This window comes from Microbacterium sp. LWH11-1.2, assembly GCF_038397745.1.
Taxonomy (GTDB): domain Bacteria; phylum Actinomycetota; class Actinomycetes; order Actinomycetales; family Microbacteriaceae; genus Microbacterium.
The window spans coordinates 1,271,803-1,284,679 of the sequence record NZ_CP151636.1 but is presented as its reverse complement, the minus strand read 5'-3'; the positions used below and the strand labels follow the sequence as shown (position 1 = coordinate 1,284,679).

General features: G+C 69.1%; 12 protein-coding genes. 1 reads left to right on the top strand and 11 read right to left on the bottom strand.

Going from position 1 to position 12,877, the window contains the following annotated elements; genetic code table 11:
• Positions 1 to 4: 4 nt before the first annotated feature.
• The 3 genes from MRBLWH11_RS06080 to MRBLWH11_RS06070 are packed head-to-tail and all read right to left on the bottom strand — an operon-like array spanning position 5 to position 3,191.
• Positions 5 to 880 (bottom strand): carbohydrate ABC transporter permease, encoded by an 876-nt coding sequence (locus MRBLWH11_RS06080; RefSeq protein ID WP_341947135.1) that lies wholly within the window; start codon positions 878 to 880, stop codon positions 5 to 7.
• Positions 880 to 1,851 carry a sugar ABC transporter permease gene (locus MRBLWH11_RS06075; RefSeq protein ID WP_341947133.1) on the bottom strand — a complete coding sequence of 324 codons (972 nt, stop codon included), beginning with the start codon at positions 1,849 to 1,851 and terminating at the stop codon, positions 880 to 882. Before MRBLWH11_RS06075 ends, MRBLWH11_RS06080 begins: the two co-directional genes overlap by 1 nt.
• Positions 1,848 to 3,191: an ABC transporter substrate-binding protein gene (locus MRBLWH11_RS06070; RefSeq protein WP_341947132.1), complete on the bottom strand. Its 1,344-nt coding sequence runs from the start codon at positions 3,189 to 3,191 to the stop codon at positions 1,848 to 1,850. Before MRBLWH11_RS06070 ends, MRBLWH11_RS06075 begins: the two co-directional genes overlap by 4 nt.
• A gap of 103 nt (positions 3,192 to 3,294) precedes the next feature.
• Here MRBLWH11_RS06070 and MRBLWH11_RS06065 point away from each other — a divergent pair, with 103 nt between their 5' ends.
• The gene (locus MRBLWH11_RS06065) at positions 3,295 to 4,515 is read left to right on the top strand and encodes an ROK family protein (RefSeq protein WP_341947131.1); all 1,221 of its coding nucleotides are present in this window, start codon (positions 3,295 to 3,297) and stop codon (positions 4,513 to 4,515) included.
• Between the two features lie 19 nt (positions 4,516 to 4,534).
• Here MRBLWH11_RS06065 and MRBLWH11_RS06060 read toward each other — a convergent pair whose 3' ends face one another.
• The 8 genes from MRBLWH11_RS06060 to MRBLWH11_RS06025 form a co-directional block, all read right to left on the bottom strand.
• Positions 4,535 to 4,708 (bottom strand): hypothetical protein, encoded by a 174-nt coding sequence (locus MRBLWH11_RS06060; RefSeq protein ID WP_341947130.1) that lies wholly within the window; start codon positions 4,706 to 4,708, stop codon positions 4,535 to 4,537.
• 107 nt (positions 4,709 to 4,815) lie between these two features.
• Entirely contained in the window at positions 4,816 to 4,983 is a 168-nt protein-coding gene (locus tag MRBLWH11_RS06055) for a hypothetical protein (protein ID WP_341947129.1), read from the bottom strand.
• A 124-nt stretch (positions 4,984 to 5,107) separates the two neighbouring features.
• Positions 5,108 to 6,616 (bottom strand): helix-turn-helix domain-containing protein, encoded by a 1,509-nt coding sequence (locus MRBLWH11_RS06050; RefSeq protein ID WP_116633526.1) that lies wholly within the window; start codon positions 6,614 to 6,616, stop codon positions 5,108 to 5,110.
• On the bottom strand, positions 6,613 to 7,650 hold the full coding sequence (locus MRBLWH11_RS06045; RefSeq protein ID WP_341947128.1) for a DUF917 family protein: 1,038 nt from the start codon (positions 7,648 to 7,650) through the stop codon (positions 6,613 to 6,615). Before MRBLWH11_RS06045 ends, MRBLWH11_RS06050 begins: the two co-directional genes overlap by 4 nt.
• Before the next feature lie 4 nt (positions 7,651 to 7,654).
• On the bottom strand, positions 7,655 to 8,767 hold the full coding sequence (locus tag MRBLWH11_RS06040; RefSeq protein ID WP_341947127.1) for a DUF917 domain-containing protein: 1,113 nt from the start codon (positions 8,765 to 8,767) through the stop codon (positions 7,655 to 7,657).
• Positions 8,764 to 9,858: a DUF917 domain-containing protein gene (locus tag MRBLWH11_RS06035; RefSeq protein WP_341947126.1), complete on the bottom strand. Its 1,095-nt coding sequence runs from the start codon at positions 9,856 to 9,858 to the stop codon at positions 8,764 to 8,766. Before MRBLWH11_RS06035 ends, MRBLWH11_RS06040 begins: the two co-directional genes overlap by 4 nt.
• The gene (locus tag MRBLWH11_RS06030) at positions 9,855 to 11,408 is read right to left on the bottom strand and encodes a hydantoinase/oxoprolinase family protein (RefSeq protein ID WP_116633522.1); all 1,554 of its coding nucleotides are present in this window, start codon (positions 11,406 to 11,408) and stop codon (positions 9,855 to 9,857) included. Before MRBLWH11_RS06030 ends, MRBLWH11_RS06035 begins: the two co-directional genes overlap by 4 nt.
• A 56-nt stretch (positions 11,409 to 11,464) precedes the next feature.
• Complete coding sequence (locus tag MRBLWH11_RS06025; RefSeq protein WP_341947807.1) at positions 11,465 to 12,829, bottom strand: cytosine permease; 1,365 nt, start codon at positions 12,827 to 12,829, stop codon at positions 11,465 to 11,467.
• Between the last annotated feature and the right edge of the window lie 48 nt (positions 12,830 to 12,877).

Sequence of the window (12,877 nt, the reverse complement as noted above, 5' to 3'; positions counted from 1 at the left end):
GTCGTCAGCCCTTGACGGCGCCCTGCGTGACGCCCTCCATGACGAAGCGCTGCGTGAACAGGTACGCCAGGATCGCGGGGGCCATCGCCATCAGGTACGAGGCGAAGGCGACGTTGTAGTTGTTGCTGAACTGGTTCTGGAACAGGTTCTGCCGCACCGGGAGCGTCTGCATCGCGGGGTCCGAGATGATCAGCGACGGCATCATGAAGTCGTTCCAGGCGTAGAGGAACGCGAAGATGCCGACCGTCGCACTCATCGGAGCCAGCAGCGGGAAGATCAGCCGCCAGAACGTCTGCCAGGTCGTGGCGCCGTCGATCCGCGCGCTCTCCTCGAGCTCGATCGGGATCGACCGCAGGAACGCGGTGAACAGCAGCACGCTGAAGCTCAGCTGGAACATCGTGGCCAGGATGATCACGCCGAACGGATTGTCGAGCCCGACGCGTCCCGTGAGCTGGATCTGCGGCAGCGCCACGACCGGGAACGGGATGAACATCGCCGCGAGCAGGTAGAAGAACGACCAGCGGAACAGCCTGCGGTCCCAGTTGCGCACGATCGCGTAGGACGCGAACGCCGCGAGGATGATGGTCGCCGCGACCGTGCCCGCGGTGACCAGCAGCGAGATGCCGGCGCCGACCGGGAACTTCGTCAGGTTCCACGCCTCGACGAACCCGTCGATGCTGAACGGCGCGGGGAGCGAGAAGGCGTTGCCGTCGACGGCCTGCCCTGTGGTCTTGAACGCCATCGAGATGGTGACGTAGAGCGGGAGGAGAACGGTGACCGTGCACAGGATCAGGATGATCGTGCCCGACCAGTTGGGCCGCTCCATCTTGATGCGGGGCTTCTTGCCCGCGGTCTGGGTGGTGATCGTCTGCGTCGACATCAGAGTGCGTTCCTTCCGCGCGTCAGCGACAGCTGGAGGAGGGAGATGAGCACGGCGACGATGAAGAAGATAGTCGCGTTGGCCATCTGGTAGGCGTAGTCGCCGCCGTTGAAGCCCGCGATGATCGTCATGGCGACGCTGCGGGTCGAGGTGCCGGGTCCGCCGTTGGTGAGCCCGACGATGATGTCGTAGGCGTTGAGGAAGCCCTTGAAGCCGAGGATCACGTTGATCACCACGTAGCCGGCGACGAGCGGGAGCGTGATGCGCAGAAGCTGCTGCCTCTTGTTCGCGCCGTCGATGCTCGCGGCCTCGTACACCTCGCCGGGCACCGACAGGAGTCCGGCGATGTAGATCAGCAGCGTGCCGGGAACCGCCTGCCAGGCGGTCACGATCACGATCGCGATCCAGGCGAGATCCGGGTTCGCGAGCAGGCTGGTCTGCAGCCACGGGATGCCGGTGACGGCACCTGCGGCCGGGATCGAGTTCGAGAACAGGAAGTTGAAGACGTAGGCGATGATGATGCCCGAGATCACCATCGGGATCACGAAGATCGTCCGCAGGCCGGTCTTGAAGCGGATGCGCGAGGTCAGGCCGACCGCGAGCAGGAAGGCGACCACGTTGACCACGATCACGGTGGCGATCGAGAAGCCGAAGGTGAACAGATAGCTCTGCAGGATCGCCGGGTCGCTGAACATCGCGATGTAGTTGGTGAGCCCGTTGAAGCTCCACTCGCCGATGCCGATCGAGTCGGTGAAGCTGAAGAAGATGCCCACCACGCCCGGCACGGTGATCGCGAGCGTGAAGAGCGCCAGGGTCGGAAGCAGGAACAGGTAGTAGATCGGCTCGACGCGCTTGGTGCGGCGACGCAGCCCGCGCGCGCCGCCGGTGATGACCGACGTCGTGTCGGTCGACGGGGCCGGAGGCTTGGTGATGCTCGGGACTGCCGGGTTCGGCAGAGCGGTGTTCGTCATGGCGTCGACTCCTCTGTCTCGCCGGATGAGGATGTCTCGCCGGATGCGGAATCCTGAGTGGTGGGTATCGGTGCGCGGAAGGCGATCCGCGCCCAGTCGGCGTCCATCGTGCGCAGCGTCGACTCGGGCGATGCGCCGAGGACCATGGCCTGCGCGTAGTTGAACATCGGGAGCGTCTTGGGCACGAGCACCGACGGCCCCTGGTAGATCTGGCCGTTGTCGTAGTACTCGATCATCCCCTCGACCCGCGGATCGTCCGGCGCCGGCGCACCGGTCGTCGGCGTGAATCCGAGCTGCGAGGCGTTGTAGGCCTCGATGTTCTCGGGGAGGTAGAGGTACTCGAGGAAGTCCCGCGCGGCTTCCTGGTGACGAGACTCCTCGGGGATCATCGCGGCGAGGTCCATGTTGACCCGCACGCCCAGGTCCGCGGGGTCGTCGGTCATCGGCAGCGGGAAGGTGCCGAGGTCGAGGTCCGGCGCGGTCTTCTCGATCTCGCTGAAGGCCCATGGGCCCTGCAGATACATCGCCGCCTCGCCTTTGCCGAACGCGAGGTTGCCGTCGCCGTAGCCGCGGCTCGCGGCATCCGTGTTCGTGTACTCGCTCGCGAGCTGCATCATCCGGTCCATGGGCTCGGCGAAGTCCTGCTGGAAGGACACCGGAGAGTCGGGGCCGACCTCCGTGCCCTCTTCGGCGAGCGCGTCGAAGAAGTCGATCACGTCGACCGACCCGCCGGCCGTGTAGTCGTACCAGCCCTGCGCGACGGTCCAGTCGTCCTTGAAGGTGGCGTAGAACGGGTCGATGCCCGCCTGCTTCAGCTGGTCGCACACGGCGAGCAGCTCGTCCCAGGTCTGCGGGACGTCGAGACCCTGCGCGTCGAAGATCTCCTTGTTGTAGATGACGGATGCCGCCATCACGGAGTACGGGAGAGCGCTGGTGCGGCCCTCGCAGGAGCCGTACTGGTCCATCAGAGGCTGCAGGTCGTCGCGGATGCCGGCGGCGGCATCGGTGTCGGAGAGATCGGTGAGGGCGCAGCGCTGCACGAACCGGGCGATCTCGTAGTTGTAGTTGGCGAGCATGATGTCGGGCGGGTTGCCCCGCACGAAACTGGCGGAGACGACGTCGACACCCGAGGTGTCGATCTCGACCTTCACGTCGTCCTGCGAGGAGTTGTACTCCGCGACGAGCTCGGTCATGAACTCGATGGCCTCGCGCTTGCTGAAGGTGAAGCGGATGGTCTCCGCCCCCGAGCCGGCCGCACAGCTCGTGAGTGCGGCTCCGACCAGGGTGAGCCCGAGGGCTCCCGCGATCGTCCGCAGTGCGCGTGTTCGTTTCTCAGACACCATCGTCCTCTCGGTCCCCGTATATCCGCGTACTAAATCTAGTGAGCGAATTTACTCTGTCGAGAGGTACTCTCTCATTGGCACGACAGAAAGGTCAAGGGGCGTGACAGAAGTCTCGGCGGATCTCGGCACCGGGCGCGCAAGCGTCGGAGCGGTGCTCGACTTCGCCTGGGCGGCGGGCGAGTTCACGGCGACCGAGGTCATGGCGGGCACGTCGTTGACCCGCTCCACCGCGATCGACGCGATGGACACGCTGCTCGACGCCGAGGTGCTGCGCGAGCTCCCCAACGCCCGCGCGGTCGGCAGCTACCGCTCCGGCCGCCCCGCTCGCCGCTTCTCCCTCTCCCCCGACCTCGGCGTCGTCGTCGGCATCGACGCGGGCGACACGCATCTCGCGGTGACCGTCGCCGATCCGCTCGAGACGACGCTCGTGCACCATCGCATCGAGGTCGACCCGACCCACTCCGCCGAAGAGCGGCGCGCGACGATCATCGAGAGTCTGCGCGCGGCGCTCGCGGAAGCCGGAGTGACCCGCGAGCAGGTCCTGGCCCTGTGCGTCGGGGTCGCCGCTCCCGTCGACCGCAACGGCATCTCACCGCCGCACCCTGATGGCTTCTGGGAGCGCACCAACCCGGGACTCGCCGATGCCCTGCGCGACTGGGCGCCGGTCGTCGAGATCAAGAACGACGCCCAGCTCGCCGCGATCGCCGAGGGCGCGGTCGGAGCCGCGATCGGATGCCGGGACTACGTCGCTCTGCTCGCCAGCGAGCGCTTCGGCGGCGGAGTCGTCGTCGACGGCCACGTCCTGCACGGGGCGCACGGCGGTGTCGGCGAGGGTGTCGTGTTCGACCACATCATCGGCGTCGGCTCGGCGTTCGGGCTCTCGTACGCCGTGCGCAACCACGCGCAGGCGGCCGTCGACGCCGGTGAGATCGATCGTGACAGCGCGGTCGGGCGCCTCGTCGCGGCGGAGCGCATCGACCCCCGACTGGTCCTGACCCTCGCCGCGTCAGGCGACGAGGACGCGATGCTCGTCACCGACCGCGTCGGCGGCACGGTCGCCCGCGTCGTCGGTGTGCTCGGCAGCATGTACGACCCGGCGCGCGTCATCGTGTGCGGCGCCGTCGCCGAGAGCGTCGAGCCCGTGCTGGCCGCGGCGCGCCGCGTGCTCCCCGGGGAGCTGCACCTGCCGGCACCCGAGATCCTCGCCTCCGAGCTCGGCGCCGAGGTCGTGTCGGTCGGCGCCGTCGCGACCGCCCGCCGGGCCGCGCGCGAGCAGGCGGTGCCGAGGCTCGCGGAGCAGCGTCTCCGCATGCGCGCCTAGCCTCGGCCTCCGGCTTCCTCTACTTCCAGCCGCGGAGGACCTTCTCCTCGAGGGAGATGTTCCCACCCCCGCGCCCCTGGTCCGGGTAGGCGCCGCCGCCGGCGACCTGCTCGAGCTGCTCTTCGGTCAGCTCTGGCGGTGCCGTCTCTTCGGGGGCGGGGGCTTCCGCAGCGATCTTCTTCTCGTCGGACATGTCGTCTCCTCACGCAGGCGAGGCCTTGTGCACTCGCAGAACAAGTGTGTTCCGCCGGCGAAGCCGCCTCCATAGACGCAGGTCGCCTCCTCTGCCGCGTCGGCGCGCTAATTCCCGCCGCGGAGGGCCTTCTCGATCTCGGCTTTGTCCATGTGCCGCCCCGGAATCGGATGGCCGTTGCCGCCGGCGACCTCGGCGAGCTGCTCGTCGGTCAGTTCGGCGGACGCTGTCGCGCTGGCTTCGGCGTCGGCAGGGATCTTCTTCTCGTCGGACATGTCGTCTCCTCACGCAGGCGAGGCCCCGTGCGCTCGCCGCCCCCAGTGTGACCCGCTGCCGAGACGCGCTCCATAGACGCAGGTCGCCACCTCCGTCGGGTTTCCGCGAGTCGGGTGCGAGCCGTCAGCGCACCGCGCGGCACGCGAGGTGCAGGGCCAACCGCACCTCGGGATCGCTCATGTCCACGCCGAGCAGCTCCTGTGCGCGATGGATGCGACTGGCGACGGTGTTCCGGTGGAGACCGAGGGCGGCCGCGGTCGGAGCGAGGGCCGACTCATGATCCAGGTACGCCGACAGCGTCGTCAACAGCTCGCCGCGTCCCTCCTGCAACGGCGCGAGGAGCGACTGCGCCGCCGGGACGAACGTGTCGTTGCCGGTCCATGCGAGCAGGAGCCGTTCGAGCCCGAGTCCGTCGACACGCACGAACCAGCCGGTGGCCGAGCGGTTCACGGCGATCTTCGAAGCATCGGACGCCTCGCTCAACGATGTCGTGAGCCCCGCGGAGCCGTTCGCCACCGACCCGACCCCGGTCGCGACGTTGAACGAGCGTCGGGCGGCGACGTGGAGCTCCCGCAGGGCCGCCACGCACTGCTCGATCTGCGGCGGCGCCGGCGGCTCGGTGAAGGTCAGCCAGCCGGTCACGCCGCGACCACCCGTGGTCGCGTGCGAATCGACGGAGATGCGACCGAGCTCGCCGATCACGAAACGGAGGAGCTGGAGCGCGTCCACACGGGTGCGCCCGATGAGCCGGAAGCCGAGGTGGTATCCGCTCGTCCGCCATCCGCGCTCGAGCATGCGGCGCTCCACATCGAGATCCGGTGTGCCGCGCAGATCGACGAAATCCCGCAGCACTCCCGACGACACCGAGGCGTCGTTGACCTCCTCCACCTCGTCGATCAGGATCCGGGCGGCGACGGCGGGCATCGCCACCTCGGCGGCGACCGCGAGCGCGGTGACCTGGCGCTCGTCGAGGCCTTCGCCGAAGAACGCCAGTCGCAGACCCTCTCTGCTCGGACTGTCGACACGCACGGAGGCCGCGGAGCCGCCCGGCGCACGCACGATGTCGAGCCACGGGGCGAAATCGATCGACGCGTGCACGTCCGGGGCCAGTGCTCCTCCGGATTCGAGCAGCACGCCCTCGGCATCGAGCAGAGCGACGCCGTGCCGCACGCTCGTGGAGAGGTGGCGGAGCAGGTCGGCAAGGCTGTCCGCGTGGTACTCGATCGACTGCGCGACCTTCCGCACGTAGTGCAGGGCGAGCGCATCGCGCGCTTCGACCAGCTGCCAGCAGGCCTTCGCCAGCAGGATCGGTCGATCGACGTGCAGCACGGTGAACCCGAGCCGCGCGGCGAGCGCGCGGGTACCCGGGCCGAACCCCTCGGCGCGGGGCACCGCGAGTGCCCGGAAGCCGCGATCGCGCGTGCGGCGGATGAGCGCGTCCTGCTGCCAGGAGCGGTCGGGCGGCGACTCGGTGAGGATGACCAGGCGCCCGGCACCGTCCGACGGCAGCAGGGTCTCGTCCGACTCCACGACGACGCCGGTCCACTCGACATCCTCCGGTCCGGCGATCGCACGGACGCCGCCGTTCTCGGGATGGGCGAGCAGGGCGCTCAGCAGGAGGGCGTCGCTCATGAGAGGCCGTCCAATTCATCCAGCCCGTAGACCGAGGGGACCACATGGCGAAGGCGCGCGGTGGAGTGCGACCACCACGCCGGTCCATCCAGCTGCATCACGGCGACGTACCGGCCCATCGACAGACTGGGGACCTCGAGGATGTCGCGCGAGATCGCGTCGAGCACGACCACCAGATCCGGGGCTGCGGCCTCGAGCCTTCCGTCGGTCATCAGCGCGAGGCTCTCGGACCGGGCCACGAGTCTGTGCACCTCGCCCGCGCTCCCCTCGATTCCGAAGACGGTGACGTGCGGATCCCGCTCGTCGATCTCGATCGCGGTGATGCGCCCCTCCGCGAGCAGCCGCCCGCCCAGCGTCCCGGCCAGATGATCGAGCGGCCCGGTCTCGGCGCCGAGGAACGCCTTTCCCAGCCGCAGCGCGTGCGCGGCATTGCCGACGATCGCGTGCTCGCGCAGGGACCCGACGGTGAAGCCCGCGAAGACCATGCCGCCGGCACCGCCCGCCTGGACGGTCGCCGCCCTCACGATGCGTTCGATGTCGAGCGCGCGGTCGGTCTCGACGAGGGCGACCCCGCCGGCACCCGTGTCGCACGTGACGATGATGTTCGGGACGCCGTCGACCAGGAGCGACATCTGGTCGAGCGCCGGAACGGCCCGGCCGGTCAGATCGGCGTCGACGATGATCCGCTCGCCGGCCAGCGTGAACGACGCGAGGCCGTTGAGTCCGCCGCCCTCGAGCGAGCAGACCACCGGAACGCGATATCCCAACCAGCGCTCCGCCGCGGCGATGAGCCGAGCGAAGGGGGCGGTTCCCGGGAGCCGCTCGCCCAGGAGGATGGTCGAACCGACGAAAGCGGCCCCGAGGACCGGGAGGTCGGGATCCAGCTCGTCGACGTCATGCAGGGTGATCGGCCAGTCCGGGGAATCCCGCAGCACGAGCTCGAGCATGGTCGTCCCGCCGCCACCGCCCGAGCCGAGCAGCGCGAACCCCGTTGCCAGCGCGGGGAGGCTGTCGAGATCGAGGGTGACCGGCATGGGCTCAGCCTAGGCTCGCCACCTCCGCTGCCTCCACCGGCGAGAAGGGCTCGGTCAACCCGAACGCCCCGGGCCCGAATGCCTGCAGAGCCTCCGGCGTGCGCATCATCTCCGGCGTCGAGATGCCGAGCACGCGCACGCGCTGCCCGTAGCGCAGCCCCTCCGTCGTGATCGGCTCCGCGGACTCGTGGTCCACCACGCAGATCAGGTCGGGCACGATGGCGACCACCTCGCCGTTGCGGCGCGCGATGAGGTTCTCGTTCTGGAAGGAGATCTCCAGACGGTCGTCACTCGACGGATCGGATGCCGAGACGATCGCGGTACCGCGCGCGAACCCCTCGGTCGTGCGGCGCTCCACGTCGGTCACCTTCCCGACGAACAGCTCACGCACGTGCGGGTAGAGCGTCGTGGACAGCGTCGCCGCGATCGCCTCGAACGGGGATCGATGCGCCTCTCGCGCCTCCCGGATCATCCGCCCCAGCGCGAGCGCCATCGAGATGGTGCGCGGGACCGCCGTACGCTTCACATCCGCGCCCGACATCGCGTACTCCGCGATGTGACCGACGCCGCCGAGGCGGATGGTGATCCCGCGCGCCAGCCACTCCATCTGCCGGTCGTCGTCCCCGGTGTCGATGATCACGCGCTCGCCCCGTTCGCCCGCCAGAGCGAGCGGAGAGCCGTGCACACCGTAGACCGCGAAGGTCTCCATCGACAGCTCGGGGAACGCGCGCCCCATCCCGTCCGCATCGACGACCGGAAGGCCGGTCTCGGCGGCGACCATGAGGGGGATCATCGAGTTGATGCCGCCGCACTCGATCGGCATCGTCGCATCCGCCGTCCGCCCGAGGTGCTCCTCGAGCGTGCGCAGGGCGAGCGTGGCCTCGAAGCCGGCCGGGATCTTCTCGATCATCACGGTCGGCGCTCCCATCTGCGCCGTCGGGATCACGAACATGTCGTCGGTCAGATCCTCGGGATCCAGGATCGTGATCGACCGGTCGCCGAGGACCTGTTCGACCAGCATCTTGCCGATGTACGGGTCCCCTCCACCGCCGGTTCCGAGCAGCGTGGCGCCGCGAGCGAGATCGGAAAGATCCGCGCTGGTCAGCTGCCAGCTCATGCGGCAGCCTCCTCGACGAGGGTCTCGACCCGGCCGTCGAATCGATGAGAGGGCAGGTCGTACCCGAAGTAGCCGGGCCCGACCATCGCCAGCGCGGCGGCGCCGTGCCAGCGCTCATCGCTCGGTGCGGCGATCACGCGGACCCGCTGCCCGTAGCGCAGTCCCTCCGTCGTGATCGGCTCACCCGAGTCGTGGTCGAGCACGATGATGAGGTCCGGTGTCGTCACGAGGGTCTGTCCGTCGAGCGTCGCGATGAGGTGCTCGTTCTGGAACGAGAGCTCCAGTGCCGAGTCCGCACCCTCGATCCTCGCCCTGCCGCGGGCGAAGCCCGTGGTGGTCGCGCGCTCCACGTCGACGACCTTCCCCTCGAACAGCTCCCGTCCGCCGAGAAGAGCCACCACCCGCGCGACGGGATCCGTCTTGGCCTCCCGCGCAGAGTCGATGCCCTCGCCGATCTCGCGGCACAGCGACAGGGAGTCGGCGACGAGCGCCTCGCGCGCCTGCGCCCCCGACATCCGGAAGCCGGAGATCATCACAGAACAGCCCATCTCCACGCAGGCGACGCGGGCGATGCGCTCGGTCCAGCTGTTGTCGACGGTGTTCAGCACGCCCACGTTGCCCTTCTCATCGCTGAACGCGAGCGGCGACGCATCGATGCCGTACAGCGTCGGCAGCACCATCTGGAGTTCCGGGAACGCGCGGCCCATCCCGTCGCCGTCGATGAGCGGCAGCCCGAGCGCGGCGGCCGCGGCGATCGGGATGGTCGAGTTGACGCCGCCGACCTCCGCGCACGCGATGTGCGTGACGGCGCGGCCGAGGGCCGCCCCCAGCGCTCGCACCGGGGCGGTGACCTCGTCGAGACTCGGCAGCTTCTCGACCATGACCGTGGGCGCACCCATCATCGCCACGGTCAGCACGAGCGCGTCGTCCGGCACCTCGTCGAGCGACACGACCGTGACATCGCCGTGCAGGCGCAGGGCCTGCGAGGCGAGCAGGGCACCGATGTACGGGTCGCCGCCGCCGCCCGTGCCGAGCACGGCGGCACCGCGGGCGAGCCCGGGGATCAGGTCGCGGGTGATCGTCCAGCTCATCGCACACCGCCCATGTCGAGGTCGCCCACGGCCTTGACCCGGATGCGGGTGGCGTTGCCGGGGAGATACGGGATCGGGACCTCGTCGAAGTCGACGATGTCGACCGAGGCGGGGAAGGCGCCGGCGGCGATGGCCTTGTCGACGGCTTCCGCGCGCACCGCGGCGATGGCCTCCTCGCGGCGACCGGGCTCGATCGCGTAGACCTTGTCGATCTCGCCGCCGACCTGGGCGATGGAGGCGCCGATCGCGTTCGCGACCGCGTAGTTCTCGGGCCGCTGCACGGCACCGAAGATCGGCAGCTCGCCGGAGACGAGGATCGATCCGCCACCGACGGCGACCACCGGGATCGGCTCGGGCGAGGTGCGCATGCGATCCACCGCCTCAGCGACCCGCTCGCCGATCCGCTCGAGCACCCGCTCGACGAACGCGCGATCGAGGTGAGCGACCTTCGAGGCGTCGCCGATGTCGGCTCGGCCGGCCGCGACCGCGATGTCGGTGGCGGTGAGCGTGGACCCGCCGAAGACGAGCGCCTCGGTCGTGAGCCGGTAGCCCACGGATTCCGGCCCCACCTCGCCGGTCTCCTCGTCGACGATGGATCCGCCGCCGATTCCGATGGACAGCACATCCGGCATCCGGAAGTTGGTGCGGATGCCGGCCACCTTCACCTCGTTCGCCGTCTCGCGGGGGAACCCGTTGATGAGCAGGCCGATGTCGGTGGTCGTTCCTCCGATGTCCACCACGGCGCACGTCGCGAGACCGCTGGTCAGGGCGGCGCCTCGCATCGAGTTCGTCGGCCCCGACGCGAAGGTCGCCACCGGATACAGGCGCACGTAGTCCTCGTCCATCAGCGTGCCGTCGTTCTGGCTGAGGAAGATCGGGGCCTCGATCCCCTGCCGGCGCACCGCGGCCGTGAGGCCGTCGACGATCTCCGACGCGAGCTCGCGCAGGGCGGCGTTGATGATCGTGGCGTTCTCCCGCTCGAGGAGCCCGATCCGTCCGATCTCATGAGAGAGCGAGATGGCGACGTCATCGCCGAGCTCCTCGGCGATGATCTGCGCCGCCTCGACCTCCAGGTCGTGATTGACCGGGCTGAAGACCGAGGAGATGGCGACAGAGCGGATGCCGTTGGCGCGCATGTCCGCGGCGTGCGCGCGGAGTTCGTCCGGGTCGAGCGGGGAGATGGGCCGCCCGTCGAACTCGTAGCCGCCGTGGGCGAGGTAGCTCCGGCCCTGGATCGCCTCGACGAGTCCGGCGGGCCAGTCCACGAGCGGCGGAAGGGCCTTCGTGGCGGGGAGGCCCAGCCGGAGCGCCGCGGTCGGCGCGAGCCGCTTGGCCTCCACGAGCGCGTTGATGAAGTGCGTCGTGCCGATCATCACGGCGGAGATGTGGTCCCCGTCGAAGTGGTGCCCGGACCGCAGGGCGTCGATCGCCTGGACGATGCCGCTCGTGACATCCTCCGTCGTGGCGTGCTTCACCGCCGCCAAGGTGAGGGTGCCGTCCATGAGCACGGCATCGGTATTGGTTCCGCCGACATCGATTCCGATGTGCATGAGGGTGGTTCTCTTTCTGTTGCTTCTGCTGCGTGTGTTGCTTCTCTTGCGGTGGGTCAGTTGGTGGCGCCGAGACCGGGGACCGCGTCGGGGGCGGCATCCGTCTCGAGCTCCGGCTGCGCCGTGCGGGCGGTTCCGATGCCGCGCACCCAGCCGAGCTTGCCCGCGATCACGTACAGGACCATCGAGAGGAGCAGCGACAGCACGGGCGGGATGCCCCACGTGACGACGTAGCCGACGACGGCCGACACCAGCCAGATCACGAGCGTGGCCGGGACGATGCGCGGTGCCGTGTCGGGGAGGCGTCCGGTCTCCCTGCTCGCGTCCAGCTCGGGACGCCAGCGGCGCACGATGAAGTACTCGGCGACCATGATGCCCGCGATCGGCGGGAAGGCGACGCCGAGGATGATGAGGAAGCCCGAGAACTGGCCGAGGATGCCGACGGCGGCGAGCACCGAGCCGACGACGCCGAGGACGATCGTCGTGGTGACGCGGTGGAGGTTCTTGCTGAACGCGGTCGAGATGAAGTTGACCAGTCCGAGCGTCGACGAGTACAGGTTCCAGTCGTTGATCTTGAGCGTGCCCGTGATCACGATGATCAGACCCACGAAGCCGATCGACGAGGTGACGATGGCCACGATGTTGCCCGAGGCCGCGGCGTGCGCCAGGAGCACTCCCGCGAGCCCGATGACGAACTCGCCGAGCGAGACGCCGACCACCGTCTGCTTGATCACGTCGGCACGGGACCGGTTGAAGCGCGTCATGTCGGCGGTGATGATCGCGCCGACGATGAGCCCTCCGGCGACGATGCCCGTGCCGGCGAAGACGCTCATCGTGGGGCCGGGAGCGGGTCCGGTGATCAGCTCGCCGAGATCGTGGTCGACGAGTTCGCTGATGATCGACCACCCGACGAGGATCAGGAAGAGCGGCACGGTGATGTTCGCGAGCCACTGCATGCCCTTGAATCCGAAGGCGACGATCGCGGTGACCGCGAGGCCGAAGAGCAGGCTCCAGGCCCAGATCGGCATGACGCCGGGCAGCAGCGCATCGAGCGACTCGGCGGAGATCGCGCTCTGGATGCCGAACCACCCGATCAGGCTGATGCCGATGGCGAGGCCGACGAGGGAGGCGCCGACCTCTCCGAATCCGGTCCATCGTGCCAACAGGGCCGTGTTGAGCCCTTCCTTCTGGCCGATGATGCCGACGATGCACATGATCACCTCGAGGATGATCGAACCGAGGAGGAGGGCGAGGAAGGCCTCGCCGAACGTCATGCTGTAGCCGAGCGTGGCGCCCAGCAGGAACTGCGAGAGGGCGGAGACCTGACCGAATCGCTGGACCGCGATCCCGAACCAGGGCTTCTGCGCTTCCGGACGGACGCGACTGAGGGCGAAATCGTCGGCGTGTGCCGTGGTGGCCATGGTGTTCTCCAGAGTCATGTGGACGGGTTGCGGCCACGGTATCCGTGC

Excerpts from the sequence above, each read along its gene's own strand:
- MRBLWH11_RS06080 (WP_341947135.1), bottom strand. The coding sequence starts at position 880 with ATGTCGACGCAGACGATCACCACCCAGACCGCGGGCAAGAAGCCCCGC.
- MRBLWH11_RS06075 (WP_341947133.1), bottom strand. The coding sequence starts at position 1,851 with ATGACGAACACCGCTCTGCCGAACCCGGCAGTCCCGAGCATCACCAAG.
- MRBLWH11_RS06060 (WP_341947130.1), bottom strand. The coding sequence starts at position 4,708 with ATGTCCGACGAGAAGAAGATCGCTGCGGAAGCCCCCGCCCCCGAAGAG.
- MRBLWH11_RS06055 (WP_341947129.1), bottom strand. The coding sequence starts at position 4,983 with ATGTCCGACGAGAAGAAGATCCCTGCCGACGCCGAAGCCAGCGCGACA.
- MRBLWH11_RS06050 (WP_116633526.1), bottom strand. The coding sequence starts at position 6,616 with ATGAGCGACGCCCTCCTGCTGAGCGCCCTGCTCGCCCATCCCGAGAAC.
- MRBLWH11_RS06045 (WP_341947128.1), bottom strand. The coding sequence starts at position 7,650 with ATGCCGGTCACCCTCGATCTCGACAGCCTCCCCGCGCTGGCAACGGGG.
- MRBLWH11_RS06040 (WP_341947127.1), bottom strand. The coding sequence starts at position 8,767 with ATGAGCTGGCAGCTGACCAGCGCGGATCTTTCCGATCTCGCTCGCGGC.
- MRBLWH11_RS06035 (WP_341947126.1), bottom strand. The coding sequence starts at position 9,858 with ATGAGCTGGACGATCACCCGCGACCTGATCCCCGGGCTCGCCCGCGGT.
- MRBLWH11_RS06030 (WP_116633522.1), bottom strand. The coding sequence starts at position 11,408 with ATGCACATCGGAATCGATGTCGGCGGAACCAATACCGATGCCGTGCTC.
- MRBLWH11_RS06025 (WP_341947807.1), bottom strand. The coding sequence starts at position 12,829 with ATGGCCACCACGGCACACGCCGACGATTTCGCCCTCAGTCGCGTCCGT.